The following is a 16,937-nucleotide window of genomic DNA, read 5'->3' on the forward strand; positions in this document are numbered from 1 at the left end:
CAGAAGAGTAAATTTATTAATTTCTTGAAATCTTCATGGCAAAATTACCACTTATTCTACTCAGACACAAAGACAAAAGCAAAAAGCCTTGGAAACATTGATGAACAAAAAAGATAATTTTAGTTCGAAAATTTAAAATAACTTATATTTTGGCGGTAAATTCGGTAAATTTTTAAAAGCTTATTTGAATGAACCCACAGGAAGAAATCAACCAATTAACAGACAGGTTGAATGAACTGAACTATCGATATTACGTCACTGCCGATTCAGAAGTATCTGATTTTGAATTTGATAAACTTCTTGAAAAATTACAGTCTTTAGAAAAAGCGTTTCCTGATTTTGTTCGTAACGACTCTCCTACGCACCGTGTGGGTGGAGCTATTTCTAAAGAATTTGAAGCAGTAACTCACCGTTTCCCGATGCTTTCATTGGGCAATACCTATAATGAGGGAGAACTGATTGATTTTGATGAAAGAGTAAGAAAAGGACTTGACAACGAGCCTTATGAATATATTTGTGAATTAAAATTCGATGGCGTGGCGCTTTCTGTTTGGTATGAAAATGGCAAATTAGTAAGAGGTGTTACCCGTGGAGATGGTGTAAGAGGCGACGATATTACTTCAAATATCAAAACCCTTCGTACTTTACCCCTTAGCGTAAAGGCTGAAAATATGCCTGCTGTTTTTGAGGTGCGAGGCGAAGGTTTTATGCCTTTAACTTCTTTTGAATCGTTGAACAAAGAACGAGAGGATATTGGCGAAGCCCTTTTAGCGAACCCAAGAAATGCGGCCTCTGGGACGTTTAAAATGCAAGATTCTTCGGTAGTAGCCAAAAGAAAAATGGATTGCTATCTCTATCAATTTTTGGCCTATGACGAGGTTTTTAAAAGCCATGAAGAAAGTCTGCATTGGATGACAAGTGCAGGATTCAATGTTTCACCTACATGGAAAAAATGCAGTAATATTCAAGAAGTATTTGCCTTTATAGAACGTTGGGATAAAGCACGCTTTGATTTACCCCTCAATACAGATGGTATTGTTATTAAAATAAACTCTTTTGCTCAACGAGAAACATTAGGCTACACGGCTAAATCTCCGCGCTGGGCTATTGCTTATAAATACAAATCAGAGTCGGCTTCGACAACGTTAGAATCCGTAAGTTATCAGGTTGGTAGAACGGGGAACGTTACGCCCGTTGCTAATTTAAAGCCTGTATTATTGGCAGGGACAGTGGTAAAACGTGCGAGTATTCATAATGCAAATGAAATAGAGCGACTAGATTTACACATTGGTGATACACTCTTTGTAGAAAAGGGTGGAGAAATTATTCCTAAGATTACAGGTGTTGATGTTAGTAAAAGAGCTTTGGATTTTGAGAAAGTACAGTTTCCTACTACTTGCCCAGAATGCGGTACGCCGTTAGTGAGAAAAGACGGAGAGGCTAATCATTATTGCCCGAATGAAAAAGGTTGCCCTCCGCAAATTAAAGGGAAGATAGAGCATTTTATTCAACGGAAGGCCTTGAATATTGAAAACTTAGGAACTGAATCTATCGATTTGTTTTATCAGAAAGGCATCATCAAAAGTCCAGCTGATTTGTATGATTTAACGAAAGAAGATTTAGCCAATTTAGATGGTTTCAAGGAAAAATCTATTAATAATATTCTTTCGGGTGTTGAAAAATCAAAGGAAATTCCTTTTAAACAAGTACTGTTTGGTATCGGCATCCGCTTTGTGGGTGCGACAGTGGCGGAAAAGTTGGCAGTGTATTTTAATAACATTGATGCCATCACTAAGGCTAGTTATGAAGAGCTTTTGCAGGTTCCTGAGATTGGAGATAGAATCGCACAAAGTGTTGTGGCGTTCTTCCAAGACGAGGATAATCAGCGGTATATTGCGCGTTTACAAGCCGCAGGTTTACAATTTATCCATGAAACTACCGAAATTGTTGTGGAAGGGAACAGTTTAGAAGGAAAAACTTTTGTAATTTCGGGAACTTTTCAACATTTCGAACGGGATGATTTGAAGATAAAAATTGAAGCAAATGGTGGAAAAGTATTAAGCGGTGTTTCTGGAAAATTGAATTTTCTAGTAGCTGGTTCAGAAGCTGGTCCTTCAAAATTGCAGAAAGCCCAGAAATTGGGTGTTCAAATTATTTCGGAAGATGAGTTTTTAGAGATGGTGAGCAGTAAGCTATGAGATTTGAGATTTTTTATTAATTAATCCATTGACTATTTATTAATAAACATTCCTCATTTTCAAATTATCACACTTTCAAATTTTCAAATTACCACACAGACCAATAATTTTTTAAATATAGACGATTGTATAATCGTAAAAAATCCAAAAATGAGACCAAAATTCCACGGCGTAGCTCCAGCTTTAGTAACCCCAATGTTTGAAGATGGAAGTATTGATTATGAAGGGTTAAAAAGATTAGTACAACACGTAAGCGACGGTGGTGTAGATTACTTGGTAGTACAAGGAACCACAGGAGAGTCTGCTACAACAAGCACAAAAGAGAAGATAGCAATATTAGAATTTATCAAGGAGCATAATTCAAAGAATTTGCCAATCGTGTATGGGCTTGGTGGAAATAATACCCCAGAGGTAATCAAGGCCATTCAAGCTACTGATTTTGCTGGTATAGATGCGATCCTTTCTGTATGTCCATATTATAATAAACCGGGGGCTCGTGGAGTGATTGCTCATTATTCAGCCATTGCTGATGCCTCGCCAGTGCCAGTGATCATGTACAATATTCCTGGGCGTTCGGGGATTAATATGTCGGCTACAACTACGTTGAAATTAGCAGAACATCCAAACATTATTGGTGTGAAAGAGGCATCTTGTATCATCGAACAATGCATGGAAATTTATAAAGACAAGCCTGAAGACTTTTTATTAATCTCTGGCGACGATGTGCAGGCTGTACCTATTATTGCTTGCGGAGGCGTAGGCGTTATGTCGGTAATTGCGAATGCTATTCCTGCTCAATTCACTACGATGATTCATGCTGCTTTGGATGGTGATTTCGCGACTGCTCGTAAGCTTTTAGGGCATTTCTTAGCAATTGACCCTCTTTTATATGAAGAAGGTAATCCAGTGGGTGTTAAGAAAATCCTTGAATTGAAAGGAATCAGTGGCTCAGATGTTCGTTTGCCATTAATGAAGGCATCTGATGAGCTACGCGAAAGAATGACTGTTATTTTAGAAAAAGATAATTTATAATTTATTCACTTTTAGGGTTACTAAATCTTATTTTTACTCAAAATTAAAATCACTTATGTTTGTTCACGTAGTAAATTTTTGGTTAAAGAAAGACTTGTCAGAAGCTGACCGTCAAAAATTCGTAGAGGGCGTAAAGTCTCTTGGCAATATCGAAAGTATTAAAACGTTTAGTGTAGGTCCTCCTGCTGCTACAGACCGTCCAGTAATTGACCGTAGTTATGATTTTTGCGAACTAACGGTTTTCGATGATGAAGCAGGACACGACGAATATCAAGTACATCCCCTCCATCTAAAGTTTATAGATGATTGTAAACATCTTTGGGAAAAGGTATTAATTTATGATTCAGAAAGTATCTAAGTGGACTAAGTTAACGCTAGGTTTTGTTTGTTTGACATTTTTATTGACTAATTGTCAGCCAACCAAAACCTTTCAGCCTACTTCTTACTATAGTCCCAACTACCAAAGTGGTGGTTATGACCAACATACAGGTTTAGGCTTCAAAATTCCTGACAAATATGCTATTGACGTATTGCAGGGTGATGAAAAGCCTAAAGAAAACTTTGAAGAAATGGAGAAATTGACCATTTCGGAGGAATTTCCATTGACAGCCAATCAGGAGTACAAAGGAAGAATGCTGAAAAGAGGAAATGATCAACAAGAAAAAGAAGCAATCTTAGCTAGAATGGTGGCACAAGCCCAAGACTTAGGCGCTAGCGGACTGATGAATGTAAATTATAAAGTATTTTCAACAGCTACTACGTCTGGTTATATTTTAAGCGGTACGGCTTTTAAATATGTGTTGAAAAGGAATGTTAGAGAGAATTAACATTTTTTAAGAAAATAATTTCAAAGGCTTTCTATTAGCCGTTGACTTAAGTCAACGGCTAATAGAAAGCCTCAAATACCACTCTACTTATAATGTTTTCGTAAAAACTTTCGGGTTTCCTCCGCCCAAATTTCATATCCTTTCGCATTCATGTGCAGTTTGTCTGCTACAAAAATATCGGTCATGAGCTCACCATTGGGCAAATAAAATGCTTTTTGAATATCTAAGAAATAAACATTCTTGTTCTTCTTACAAAATTGCTTTACTGCTTCGTTCAAGGCTTTCTGTTTGTCTAACAGATGAGTTCTTGCCAAACTAGGGCGAGCAGAACAAAAACCGATTTTAGTATTAGGCAATTGTGTTTTTACTTTCTGGACAAACTCCTTAAATTCCCTGAAAATAGAATCCGGACTTTCGCCTGCACTCAAATCATTATCTCCTTCGTAAACCAACACTATTTTCGGTTTGTATTTGGTCACGATTCTCTCCAAGAAAAAGTTTAAATCGCTCATCTGTGACCCACCAAAGCCCCTATTAATTACAGGGAACTCTTTTAAATCTTCTTTGTAGGTAGTCCAAAGGCGAAACGTTGAACTTCCCGCTAAAACGATTTTGCCCATTGGAGGCATATCAATCGAATCTTTTTTCTCAAATGCCTGTATTTCAGACAAATACTTTTGAGAAAAAGTATAAAAACTTATTAATTGAAAAAACGCGATTATTAATATTTTCCTCATTTATTGTCTTCTTTTAAAAATCAATCGGTTTGATTACTCTTTGCATAATCTTACCAAACAATGGTTGCAACAGCACCAGCAGGTAAAGAAACCGTAGCTAGTTTGTCTGATTGTTTAACATTAATATCAACAGCTACTGTTTTGTCATTTTCAATAATCACGACTTTCTTGCCAGAAGGTGTCATAAAAGCCGCATTGGGTAAATTACTGTTAGTAGTACTCTGGATTCTTTTTGAACCAGTAGGTACAAATTTTGAAGCGTGACCTACGATATAATAACTCACATTACGGGTAATGCTTGAGCCAGTAATCGTTAATGCGCCTTTGCATTCCGTACATCCTCCAGGCGTATGGGGCTGAAAACTAGCATCATTCGCCAAATTCCATTCCAAGGCAACCTTACTCCAGTTTTTTACTGAACCAATGATTACATTTTTGATATGCCATTGTAAGTCTCCCGCGAAAGCTCCTTTTGATGATGTCCATTGTTCAGTAAAATACAGGTTTTTATTGGGATGAAGTGTCTGTACTTTTGAAAGCGCACTGATGTCTCCTGCATAAAGGTGAAATGCCGAACCATCGATGTATTGATTAGCATCAATATCGTTTAAGACATTTATTGGGTAATCTGGATTATCACAATTATGGTCCCAAACCACAATTTTAGTTTTAATGTTTTCAGTACGGAAAAGCGGGCCTAAATTATTCTTTACAAAATTAGCTTGGTCTGAAGAACTCATTACCATACTCGGATTATTACCTCCGTGCTGAGGTTCGTTTTGAAGCGTTAAGGCATCAATCGTTATGCCTTCCTTCTTCATTTCCACAATATATTTCGCTAAATATTTTGCATAAACTTGGTAATACTCTGGCGACAAATTTCCTCCGATAGATTTCCCGTTGGTCTTCATCCAAACTGGTGCCGACCATGGACTTCCCATAATTTTAATAGAAGGATTAATTTTGATAATCTCTTTTAAGATGGGGATAAGGTATTCTTTATCAGGTGCTAAGCTGAATTTAGCAAGGCTTTCATCTTTCTCGCCAGTTGCTAAATCGTTATAGCTAAATACTTTTTCGTCTAAGTCAGAAGCACCAACGCTTATTCTTAAATAACTAATGCCTATTGATTTAGCATCCTTGCCAAACAATTCGTTTAATAAATTATTTCTATCCGTAGCATTCAAAAGCCCAATTAATTTCGCACTTCCGCCTGTTAAGGTAAAGCCAAATCCATCAATACTCTGGAACTCCTGCGTAGTATCCACCTCGATGGTTGGATTAGTGCTAACACTTTTTAAGAATTGTACATCGTCTTGTTTTTGTAACAAAACAGATTGGTCAGAGGTAGTAAGCCAATAACTCAGTACTGGATTATTTTGTGTTACTGGCGTAGTAACCACAGGTTGTTGTGGCGTAATAGTAGGATTGAGCGATTTGCCATTGCATGCCCAAATCATGAATAAAATAACAGATTGAAAAACAGCGCGCATATTTCTGGGATAATTGTCTGAGACAAGTGAAGAGATATACTGCCAAATCGATTCTGTAAAACGAATCGACTTGGCAGTGATAATAGTTGATGATGTTTCAAATGGAAGTTCACCCAATAATAGTCTTCCCAAAACCTCATCCCCCAGCCCCTTCTCCTTCAGAGAAGGGGAGCAAACCATGGGACTTAAAGCTCCCCTCTCCTTCAGAGAGGGGCTGTGGGTGAGGTTTTAAAATAAAGAATATTTGGTTTATCTTTTTTGAGACAACCTCTTAATTATTAGTAATTAGGATTTTGTTTGATTTTAGTATTTTCTAATTCTTTGAAAGGAATTGGGAATACTTCGTTTTTACCAGCCTTGAAACCTCTGCTCGCTAAAACAGTAGCTGCTTTGCCAGTTCTTACTAAATCAAACCAACGGTGTCCTTCGCAAGCAAGTTCTAAGCGACGTTCGTTAGCAATAGCATTTAACGAAACTGGGATAGAAGGCAATCCAACTCTTGAGCGAACAGCATCTAATAATGCTTGAGCTCTTGCACCTGTTCCGCCTAAAGCCTCTGCTTCCATCAAATAGCTATCTGCAAGTCTGATAATATATGAATTTTGTCTAAAGTTCAGCTCAACATTCCCTAAACCTGTAGAAACGTCAGATTGCTTTGGCATAAACTTATTGATAAAATAGCCAGTATCCTGATAAGCAGAGATATAACTGATTTGTTTAGCCGCTTTCAAGGCCTTAGCATCCAAAATAGTAGCGGCAAATCTAGGGTCATCTTTCAAAGCATCGTATAAATCTTGTGTGATAGGATTGAATGCCCAACCACCTGAATAATAGGCTGGTGCAGTAGAACCCGCTGGACGAGTCAAGGTTCTTGGACCAACCATTTGTACTACGCTATTTCCTTCGTCAGTACCAGCACCCCAGTTACCCCAACCTGCATTACTTGCACTTGTATGCGCAACCTCTAAAATAGATTCAGTATTGAACTTATTTGCGAAAACCCACAAATCAGCAAAATTACTAAGCAATTTGTATCCATAAGGATTCGTTCCTCCCGGTGTTCCGTTAACGATAGCTAATTGTGCGGCTGCTTCCGTCAATTTGTTATCGTACAAATACACTTTTCCCAATAAAGCTTGAGCCGCACCTTTTGTCAATCGTCCAGCATCGGCAGCAGGAACAGTAGTAGGCAATACGGCAATGGCATCATTCAAATCTTTTTCAATTTGTGTATACACCGCAGCACGGTCAGCCTGAACAACATTGTAAATTTCAGACGAAGGAAGCGGCGTAGTAATAAGTGGAATATTTTTAAACATTCTCACCAAATTGAAATAATACAAGGCTCTTAATGCTTGTGCCTCGCCTACGTATCGTGCCTTTAACGACGCATCCATTGGGATAGTAGGTAATTTTGATAGCAAAAAGTTGGCTCTAAAAACGCCTTGATAATAGTCGCTCCAAAAACTAGCTGGGATAGTTGTTGGGCTAAGCGTATAGTTTGAAAATGTTTGCAAACCTAGTCCATCTGTAGCACTACCACCCCCTGCTACGTGGTCATCTGAACCAGCATTCAGCATGGTAATCATGTTTTCAAAACCACCAGAGTTTTTTCTCATGACATCATACACTGCCACCAATCCTGCAAATGCTTCAGATTGATTGGTATAATAACTTGCTTCTAAGCTACTGCCTTTCGGAAGTACTTCTAAATAGCTTGAGCTACAAGAAGCAAGTACAGAGGTTGCTATTGCGATAAGAGAATATTTGAATTTATTACTTTTCATCTTTGATAATTTTTACATTAAAATTTTAAATTAAGACCAAATTGGATTGAGCGGGCCTGAGGATAATATCCTCTGTCGATACCAAAAACATTACCTCCAATTTCTGGGTCATAACCAGTATATTTTGTAATTGTCAGGAGGTTTTCTGCTGTTAAGAATAATCTTAATTTTTGTGCTCCAATTTTATTAGTAATGCTACTAGGAAGGGTATAACCCAATTGAATAATTTTGAATCTTACAAAATCACCATCTTCTAAATAGAAATCAGAAGGCTTTCCAAAGTTTCCGTTTGTATCATTATTGGTTAATCTTGGGTAACTGTTAGATGTCCCCTCTCCTGTCCAGCGGTTTAAAACTTGTGTTTGGTAGTTTGCATTAAGAATATCTAAGCGACGAAGTCCTTGGAAAACTTTGTTGCCACCTGAAGCTTGCGCGAAAATCATACAATCAAAGCCTTTATAATCCATATTGACAGTTAAGCCGATGGTATATTTAGGTAATCCACTTCCAAGAAATTTCTTATCATCATCATTAATCGTCCCGTTTCCATCTGTATCAACCCATCTGAAATCACCAGGTTTTGCATTTGGCTGAATTACGTTGCCTTCTGCATTTTTGTAGGCGCTCACTTCAGCAGCGTTCTGGAATATGCCAGCCGTTTGGAATCCGAAAAATGAATTATATGGTTGACCAACTTGTGTACGGGTTATCGACCCCATTGATTGAAAACCAGCAGCACCCGACGTAATAAATGAAATACCATTTCCTAAGAAAGTAACTTCATTTTTCAAGTAAGAAACATTACCATTGGCAGCAAAATTGAAATCACCAAAGCGTTTTCTATAGCCAAGTTCAAGTTCAATACCTTTGTTTTCCATATCAGCCACGTTACCCACAGGGCTACTTGTTGCACCTACATAACCTGGTAAAGTAATGGTTTGCAAAATTCCAGAAGTCTTTTTGCGGTAAACCTCTAATGTCAACGTAAGGTTATTCAACAACGTAGCATCGATACCAATGTTAGTTTGTGCTGTTTCTTCCCATTTCAAATCTGGGTTTGAAGGAGCACTTGGGCTAAAGCCTGTGATAATATCTACTCCGCCTGTTCCATAAGTATAGTTTCTACCACCAACAATAGTAGATAAATAACCAAAGTTTAGAATGGCATCATTACCTGTTACACCATATCCACTTCTGATTTTCAACGTTTTAACGATACCATCTTCTTTCCAGAAATTTTCGTTTGAAACGACCCAACCAGCAGAGAATGAAGGGAATATACCGTATTTGTTATTACCTCCAAATCTTGATGAACCGTCTCTACGAATAATACCTGTGAACAAATATTTTTCGTTGAAATCATATGTCAAACGACCAAATAAAGATGTTACACGGTGTTCGGTTCCTGTATACGCACTACCCGTTCTTTGGGCTGCTGGCAATGAAAAGTTAAATGAAGCATCAGGATAAGTATTCACTGGTAAATCAGAATAAGTGATGCTTGTCCCTGTAGTAATGTTATCAATATAAAGCCCTTGACCTAACAAAACACCGATGTTATGACTGCTAACTTTTTTATTATACATCACTGTATTTTCAACATTCCAGCCTAAGCCATTATTCGTTCCTCGGCTAAAAGTATTCTTTATTGCACCCGAAGTAGCACTTAAATAGTATTTTGGTGTAAAAAAGTCGCCTCCCCAATAAGAAAGTTTTGCACCAATCGTACTTTTAAATTTCAAGTTTGAAACTGGCGTAACTTCAAGAAAAGCATTTCCGACAAAATCATCAGACGAATCAAAATTGCCTAGTCTTACTTGCTGATAAGCAATTGGGTTTGTCATTTCCTGACCTACAATTGAAGATATTCCGTAAGGTCTACCTTCGCTGTCTCTCAATACTGGGTTCGTCGTATAAATTGTTGAAGCTGTCGCTGTTGGGTCTGTTACAACTAAAGGAGTGATAGGGTCTAAATTGATTGCCGAACTCAAAGGGCCACCAAATTCACTGTTGGTATTACCTAAACCAACCGTTTTTTGGTGAGAGTATGCCAAGGTTTGACCTATTGAAATATATTTAGATAGCTTATGGTTTGAATTCAGACGAATGTTATCTCTTCTGTATGAAGAAATGTCTTTTAACACAATCCCTTCTTGGCTTTGAGTGCCTGCTGAAAGGAAAAAGCTTGATACATCATTTCCACCGCTAATACTCAACTCATGGTTTGAACGCTTAGCACTGTTATTAAAAATAGCCGCTTGCCAATCTGTTCCTGTTCCTAATGATGAGGGATTAGGGAAAAGTACACTTCCACCAGCAGCAACAGACTTTTCATTCATAATAAGTCCATATTCCGAAGCATTCAATAATTTTAACTGCTTAGCTGGCTCTGAAGAACCCACAAAACCTGTATAATTCACGCTTAGTTTACCCGACTTTCCTCTTTTTGTTGATACCAAGATTACGCCTGAGGCTGCTCTAGCACCATAAATTGCCAATGAAGCAGCATCTTTCAATACTTCAATTGATTCAATGTCTGACTGGTTGATAAAACCAATACCGCCATTATCGATAATTACACCATCGATTACCCAAAGAGGGTTGTTTCCTCCGTAAGTATCAAAAGTAGTAAGTCCACGTACACGAACCGTAGAAGCAGAACCTGGCTGACCAGCATTGGCAGCAATCGTTACACCAGATACACGTCCTTGAAGAGCCGTTTCGATACGTCCACTTGGAACATTTTCAAGGTCTTTCGCTTTTACGCTAGAAATGGCACCTGTCACAACACTTTTCTTTTGTGTACCATAACCAATCACAACCACCTCATTCAAATCTTTGATGTCTTCTTCTAATTTCACATTCACCAAAGTAGTATTACCCACTGCTTTTTCAAGAGGCTTGTACCCAATAAAGCTAAAAATTAAAATATCATTGGGCGTTGCGTTGATTTGGTATTCTCCTGTTGCATTGGTAGTTGTACCTTTTGTAGAGTTCTTTACCTTGATGGAAACCCCTGATATAGGTACATTTGAATTAGCATCAATTACTTTTCCTCGTATCTCTGTCGACTGCCCAAAGACAGAAAGAGTACACATACTCAGCAATAATAAACATAAGTAGTTTTTAAATTTCATAAACTTTTTAAGATTAAAAATTTGGAATAAAATACCTGTTTTGAACAAACCCGACAGAGCGAATTAATACGTGCTAACGCTTGGGCTATTCAAAAACCGAGAGCAATATTAAAGACGAGCATGGGCATAACTAAAAAAAACGTATACACTTCAATTACGTTTGATTTTAAAAAACACTACGTTACTACTACTCTTATATTTACATCTACCTAATTATCAATACTTTAATACATATAATTAATATAAATATTTGCATATAAAATTGTATCTTTGTGTCCACTTAAGATGATTGCTTTAATTTATCAGTAGAAAAACATGAAAAACATTTTCTCCCTTATTCGGAGCTTAATAATATTATATCTTCAAATTGTTAGTAGTAATTCACTTTTTGCACAAGCCATGCAAGAGGTAAGTCAAGATAATTCTGTCAATGCCCAACCTGCTATTTTAAGTTTTGTAAAAAGTGATTTCAAAAGTGATTCGCACTTTAGCATCGGATGCGAGGCCAATGATGGCACCATGTTTTTTGGTAATTATGAAGGCGCTGTCAGTTATGATGGGAACAATTGGAAAAAGATATTTTTACCTAACAATTCATCTATCTATAGTCTAGTAAAAACAAAAAGCGGAGAAATTTATGCGGGAGGTTATAACGACTTTGGCACCTTAAAAAAAGACATCTATGGAAAATATGTATTTCATTCGATGGTCAATCAATTGAAATTATCTAACCGCAATTTTGAAAATATATGGAGAGCTAATAGTATCGGAGATTACATTATTTTGATGTCATACAACGAACTGATTGTTATTAATAAAAATGTAGCAACCATCATCCGTGCGCCAAAAACATTTGTGTATGGTAGCCAAATAGAGCATAATTATTTCATTCAAGACTATGAAAAGGGATTTTTGTCACTAAATCTTTCAAGTAAGAAGTTAGAACCTGTTTTCCCTGCAAGCTATTTTAAAGACGAGGTTACTACGGCCATTTTACCTACAAAAGTGCCCGATGAAATATTGATAATGACACGCAGTGGAAAGATTTTTTTAGGGAATACACAAACCAAAAAGATAGCAGTTATTAAAGAGATATTTTCAGTAAACGATAATGACCAACTCAACTGTGGGATTCGGAAAAATGATGATTTGTATTTAATAGGTACGCTAGGGTCAAAATTGTTGTGGTACAACTATAAAAGCAATACTTTGTCATACAATACTGAATTTCAGAACATTATCAAAAATAATCCTATCATCAATCTATTTATTACGTCAAAAGGTGACATTTGGGTATTAAAAAATAACGGCTTAAATTTTTTAATCTACAATTCATCCTATCAGAATATTTTTGACAAAGCCTCCATTTATGATATCCTGATTAAAAACAAGAAAATCTATTTAGCGACCAATCAAGGCATATTTTACTCGACAATTCCACAGAATATCATGAGTAATAATTATGATTTTAAAGCCATTAACCAATTAAAAGGGCAAACATGGACTATCCAAAGTTTTGGTGACGACATCATCGCTTCGCATAATATTGGTATTTTAAAAATCACGGATAATACCTATAAAAAAATTTCTGCGCCATCTGGTTTTTGGAAAATAACGCCCATTGCCAATAAACCTAATTGGTATTTAGGGTCAAATTATAATGGGGTCTATTTGGTAAAAAAGAACGGTAAGGAATGGTCTATTAATAATAAAATTGAAGGATTTAATGAATCTACCCGTGATATTTCGCCAGATACCAGCCCCAATACTTATTGGGTTTGTCATGGGTATAAAGGGGTGTTCAGAATCAGAATAGATAACGATTATCAGCGTGTAGAATCCGTTGAAAACTATACCAATACCAATGGATTTATTTCTCCTTTTAATATCAATGTCCATAATTATGAAGGAAGAGCCATTTTTACAACCAATACAGGGATTTATCAATTTGACGAAAATACGAATTCGTTTGTGCTCCATCCTACTTTAAATACAATTTTAAACCCACAAAAAAATACCCGAAAAATATTCAAAACGAAAGACAAAACATGGGCTATTGAGGATGATGAGTTAGGCTATTTTACAGAAAAAAATCCAGTGTTTGAAAAAAATACTTTTCTTAATTTGAAAGGAACATTTAATAAAGGCATGGAGGTAGTACTGCCTGTTGATAATGACAAAGTATTTGTTGGTACACACAATGGACTTTTTTTATATGACACAAAAATTCCGAAGCAGCAAAAACAGCCCCTTACTCAGATTAGTAGAATGTGTTATTTGATAGATCAAACTGAACATGAATTACCAATCAATCATACCAATAATGAAATAGATATTCCTAATGGTGCTGAAATCGTAAGAATTGAATTTGCTGTACCACAATTAATCTCGAATATTGGTGTTCAATATAGTTATAAATTGAACCCTACCGATAAAAATTGGTCTAACTGGACGAACAATTCATTCAAAGAATACACCAATTTGAGTCCCGGCACTTATGTATTTACCTTAAAATCACGAAACCTCCTAGGTGTTGAAGCAACGGAAGCGAAAATGATTTTTACGATAAAACCAAAGTGGTATCAGACTACTTTAGCCTATTTAGTGTATGTTTTTTTAGTCATTTTTGCATTAAGATATGCCTATTCGCTTATTAAGAAAAGGCTTGAAATAGAGCACCTTAAAACTAGAAATGAAATAGAAAAATCTAAAAAATTAATAGAACTAGAGCTTGAACAGCTAAAACTAAAAGAAGATAAAGCACAGATTGATAAGTATACGGAGGAGTTGGATAGAGACATTATTATAAAGAGTAAAGAACTAGCCAATTATACATTAATGTTGAGCCAAAAAACGGAGGTTTTTCAAGATATAAAGACAGATTTACAAGAGCTTAAGACTTTACTAAAAAGTGATGAATCGAAGAAAAAGTTATTGGATATTTACAAAAAGTTAAACTCGGAGAAAATAGGAAGTGATTTTATAGAAATTTTCGATGTTAATTTTGAAAAGGTAAACCATGATTTCTTTAAAAAACTAAAAAGTATTTATCCAGAATTATCTCAGCGAGAACTTAGGCTTTGTGCCTTTGTAAAAATGGATTTCAGTAATAAACAAATTTCGCCCCTTTTGAATATTTCAGCCCGAGGTGTTGAAACGGCTAGGTTGAAAATTCGTAAGAAATTACAAGTTCCCCATGAAGAAAGTTTAAGTGTGTTTTTGGAAAAGATTGTTTGATGATGTTGTATGGCATAATAAAACAAAACGAGGATAGTTTGATTTATCAGACTATCCTCGTTTCATATAAAAAAGCTCAAAGCTCACAACTGAAAGCTCAAAGCTACTTCTTACTCACTTTCTCATCTTTTTCAAAATCTAACGCGACAGAGTTCAAGCAATAACGTAAACCTGTTGGTTTAGGTCCATCTTCAAAAAGGTGTCCTAAATGTGCTCCACAACGACTACATAATATTTCTACTCTTTCCATGCCAAAACTATTATCGGCTACTTCCAAAATCGCATCTTTGTGGATAGCCTTATAAAAAGATGGCCAACCTGTTCCAGATTCAAATTTTGTTTGTGAGTCGAAAAGGGGGAGTTTACAACATACACACTTGTAAATTCCTTTTTCATGGTTTTTCCAATATGCTCCCGAACATGCTAATTCAGTACTTTTTCTTCTGGTTACTTTAAATTGCTCTGGCGTTAAGATTTTCATCCATTCAGCATCCGTTTTCACTACAGTAAATTTGTGGTGAGTAACTCCTGACGACTCTTCCTGTGCGGTACAATTCGTTAATATTGACATGCAAGTAATTAATGTTATGATGATGATTTTCATTTCCTTATTCTATGTTTTAATGTATTTACTTTAATTACGAAAAAAGGAAGCATATAGTTTACGAGCTAATCTATATTTAACTATTATTTGTCCAAAACTGTCGGGGAGATGACATTTTTAGCTATAGGCTCTAAGCTTTGAGCAATGAGTTATGAGCCTTTAGTTTGAACTTACATAATATAGCTTAAGACTTACTTACAGCTCAAAGCTTATTGCTCAAGCCTCATAGCTTATAGCTATCGATAAACCTTCTGAGAAGGCACTCTTGATAAAATCACTAAACCAATGATAAAGAAAACTGTGAGGATAAGTACACTCATACGCATACTACCTGTTAGCTGATTGACCAAGCCAAACATAAACGTACCAATTACTGTTGAAAGGCGGTCGCAAACATCATAAAAGCTAAAGTATGAAGCAGTGTCTGTCGTTCCTTCTGGAATTAGTTTTGCATAAGTAGAGCGTGAAAGCGACTGTATTCCGCCCATTACAAACCCGATACCCGTTGCCAAAATATAAAACTGATCACGGGTAGTAACAAAATAGGCAGCAATACAAATAACTACCCAACAAACCACGATGATAGATAGCGATTTAGTATTACCAATGTTGCCAGAAATCTTCGCAAAAAGATACGCTCCTACAATAGCAACCAGTTGTATCAATAGTACCGTTACAATCAATGCATCAGAAGGCAATTTTAGCTCTTCACTACCAAACAATGCTCCAAGATACATGACAGTCTGTGCTCCCATATTATAAAAGAAGAAAGAACTCAAGAAACGCTTGGTATTTTTTAAATTCTCTAATTCATGAAATACCTTTTTTAATTCCTTAAACCCATTAAAAATCCAGTTTCCTCCATGTTTTTGAGCAACAGCGTTATCAGGCAAATAATGAAATGAATATTGAGCGAATACTATCCACCAAATACCTACAGTCAGGAATGAAATTCTTGAAGCCTCTCCCCCAGTAATCCCACCATACCATTCTGGTTTTAGCACCATTGTAAGGTTTTGAATCAATAATATCACACTACCGATATATCCCATGGTAAAACCTCTGGCTGATAGCCTGTCGTATTGGTCTTCCGTAGCGATTTCGGGTAGATAAGAATTATAAAAAACGATACTTCCCCCCCAACCCACGATTGAAAATAAGAAAGCAAAAGTGCCTAAATAATAGCTCCCTTCCACAAAAAAATACATGAACATACAGCTAATAGCACCAAGGTAGCAATATAAACGCATGAACGCTTTTTTGTTGCCTGTATAGTCAGAGATGGCCGATACTAAGGGAACAGAAAATGCTAGTAATAAAAAACCCACTGAAACTGCGTATGAATATAAAACGGTATTTTCGAGTTGAAATCCAAAAAAATCTAAGGTTCTGCTTTTTGATGGCAACATTACTGCTGCAATAGGATAATAAATCGGGAAAATAGCGGAGGTAATGGTCAGAGAGTGTACAGAATTTGCCCAGTCGTACATTGTCCAGGCGGTTAAAGTTTTAGGATTATTCTTCATGGGTCGATTTAAGATATGATATACTCTGCATTAATTGATTATAAGTATTTAGCAAATATAGTTGAATGTAATATTTTTTGCTTAAAAACCAGATTAGTCAATTCATTAAATTCACTAAAAATTTCTTCTTTGGTATGGGAAAATACTCCTTTTAGTTGTTTACTAGTAGAAAATACCTGTAAATTGGTCACTTTGTAACAAAATAATTTTATGTCACAGCAGTTTTTTCATCTTAAAACCCTGAACTCAACCATATTAATACTCGGATAGGAAACTTACATTTTGCGGGGAACATTATAGCGAAATGTTTGGAGGTTTTGTTAATCATCAAAATATTATTCAAAATAAGGATAAGAAGA

Annotated in this window: 11 protein-coding genes; 5 read left to right on the forward strand and 6 right to left on the reverse strand. The window is 36.2% G+C overall.

What is annotated here, in order from left to right:
* Window positions 1-188: 188 nt before the first annotated feature.
* The 4 genes from ligA to AC07N0_RS10370 all read left to right on the forward strand — a co-directional run bounded on the left by ligA (window position 189) and on the right by AC07N0_RS10370 (window position 4,057).
* The gene (ligA, locus tag AC07N0_RS10355; protein ID WP_494589124.1) at window positions 189-2,198 is read left to right on the forward strand and encodes an NAD-dependent DNA ligase LigA; all 2,010 of its coding nucleotides are present in this window, start codon (window positions 189-191) and stop codon (window positions 2,196-2,198) included.
* A gap of 150 nt (window positions 2,199-2,348) precedes the next feature.
* On the forward strand, window positions 2,349-3,230 hold the full coding sequence (gene dapA / locus AC07N0_RS10360; protein ID WP_494589125.1) for a 4-hydroxy-tetrahydrodipicolinate synthase: 882 nt from the start codon (window positions 2,349-2,351) through the stop codon (window positions 3,228-3,230).
* A 55-nt stretch (window positions 3,231-3,285) separates the two neighbouring features.
* Window positions 3,286-3,588 (forward strand): Dabb family protein, encoded by a 303-nt coding sequence (locus AC07N0_RS10365; protein WP_492799606.1) that lies wholly within the window; start codon window positions 3,286-3,288, stop codon window positions 3,586-3,588.
* Window positions 3,569-4,057 (forward strand): hypothetical protein, encoded by a 489-nt coding sequence (locus AC07N0_RS10370; RefSeq protein ID WP_492799607.1) that lies wholly within the window; start codon window positions 3,569-3,571, stop codon window positions 4,055-4,057. Before AC07N0_RS10365 ends, AC07N0_RS10370 begins: the two co-directional genes overlap by 20 nt.
* Window positions 4,058-4,140: 83 nt before the next feature.
* Here AC07N0_RS10370 and AC07N0_RS10375 read toward each other — a convergent pair whose 3' ends face one another.
* The 4 genes from AC07N0_RS10375 to AC07N0_RS10390 all read right to left on the reverse strand — a co-directional run bounded on the left by AC07N0_RS10375 (window position 4,141) and on the right by AC07N0_RS10390 (window position 11,211).
* Window positions 4,141-4,728, reverse strand: a complete 588-nt coding sequence (locus AC07N0_RS10375) for a GDSL-type esterase/lipase family protein (RefSeq protein ID WP_494589126.1) — start codon at window positions 4,726-4,728, stop codon at window positions 4,141-4,143.
* A 116-nt stretch (window positions 4,729-4,844) separates the two neighbouring features.
* Entirely contained in the window at window positions 4,845-6,467 is a 1,623-nt protein-coding gene (locus AC07N0_RS10380) for a glycoside hydrolase family 30 protein (protein ID WP_494589127.1), read from the reverse strand.
* A 98-nt stretch (window positions 6,468-6,565) separates the two neighbouring features.
* Window positions 6,566-8,074: a RagB/SusD family nutrient uptake outer membrane protein gene (locus AC07N0_RS10385; RefSeq protein WP_494589128.1), complete on the reverse strand. Its 1,509-nt coding sequence runs from the start codon at window positions 8,072-8,074 to the stop codon at window positions 6,566-6,568.
* A gap of 17 nt (window positions 8,075-8,091) precedes the next feature.
* Window positions 8,092-11,211 carry a SusC/RagA family TonB-linked outer membrane protein gene (locus tag AC07N0_RS10390; RefSeq protein WP_494589129.1) on the reverse strand — a complete coding sequence of 1,040 codons (3,120 nt, stop codon included), beginning with the start codon at window positions 11,209-11,211 and terminating at the stop codon, window positions 8,092-8,094.
* A 315-nt stretch (window positions 11,212-11,526) separates the two neighbouring features.
* Here AC07N0_RS10390 and AC07N0_RS10395 point away from each other — a divergent pair, with 315 nt between their 5' ends.
* Window positions 11,527-14,448: a triple tyrosine motif-containing protein gene (locus tag AC07N0_RS10395; protein WP_494589130.1), complete on the forward strand. Its 2,922-nt coding sequence runs from the start codon at window positions 11,527-11,529 to the stop codon at window positions 14,446-14,448.
* 103 nt (window positions 14,449-14,551) lie between these two features.
* On the opposite strand, the gene msrB is transcribed toward AC07N0_RS10395, so the two are convergent.
* Window positions 14,552-15,019 carry a peptide-methionine (R)-S-oxide reductase MsrB gene (msrB, locus tag AC07N0_RS10400; RefSeq protein ID WP_494589131.1) on the reverse strand — a complete coding sequence of 156 codons (468 nt, stop codon included), beginning with the start codon at window positions 15,017-15,019 and terminating at the stop codon, window positions 14,552-14,554.
* A gap of 269 nt (window positions 15,020-15,288) precedes the next feature.
* Window positions 15,289-16,578, reverse strand: coding sequence for an MFS transporter (locus AC07N0_RS10405; protein ID WP_494589132.1), 1,290 nt, complete (start codon window positions 16,576-16,578; stop codon window positions 15,289-15,291).
* Between the last annotated feature and the right edge of the window lie 359 nt (window positions 16,579-16,937).

It is taken from the genome of Arcicella sp. GW821-FHT09D11 (genome assembly GCF_059416265.1).

Excerpts from the sequence above, each read along its gene's own strand:
- AC07N0_RS10390 (WP_494589129.1), bottom strand. The coding sequence starts at position 11,211 with ATGAAATTTAAAAACTACTTATGTTTATTATTGCTGAGTATGTGTACT.
- AC07N0_RS10370 (WP_492799607.1), top strand. The coding sequence starts at position 3,569 with ATGATTCAGAAAGTATCTAAGTGGACTAAGTTAACGCTAGGTTTTGTT.
- ligA (WP_494589124.1), top strand. The coding sequence starts at position 189 with ATGAACCCACAGGAAGAAATCAACCAATTAACAGACAGGTTGAATGAA.
- AC07N0_RS10380 (WP_494589127.1), bottom strand. The coding sequence starts at position 6,467 with ATGGTTTGCTCCCCTTCTCTGAAGGAGAAGGGGCTGGGGGATGAGGTT.
- AC07N0_RS10385 (WP_494589128.1), bottom strand. The coding sequence starts at position 8,074 with ATGAAAAGTAATAAATTCAAATATTCTCTTATCGCAATAGCAACCTCT.
- dapA (WP_494589125.1), top strand. The coding sequence starts at position 2,349 with ATGAGACCAAAATTCCACGGCGTAGCTCCAGCTTTAGTAACCCCAATG.
- AC07N0_RS10365 (WP_492799606.1), top strand. The coding sequence starts at position 3,286 with ATGTTTGTTCACGTAGTAAATTTTTGGTTAAAGAAAGACTTGTCAGAA.
- msrB (WP_494589131.1), bottom strand. The coding sequence starts at position 15,019 with ATGTCAATATTAACGAATTGTACCGCACAGGAAGAGTCGTCAGGAGTT.
- AC07N0_RS10395 (WP_494589130.1), top strand. The coding sequence starts at position 11,527 with ATGAAAAACATTTTCTCCCTTATTCGGAGCTTAATAATATTATATCTT.
- AC07N0_RS10405 (WP_494589132.1), bottom strand. The coding sequence starts at position 16,578 with ATGAAGAATAATCCTAAAACTTTAACCGCCTGGACAATGTACGACTGG.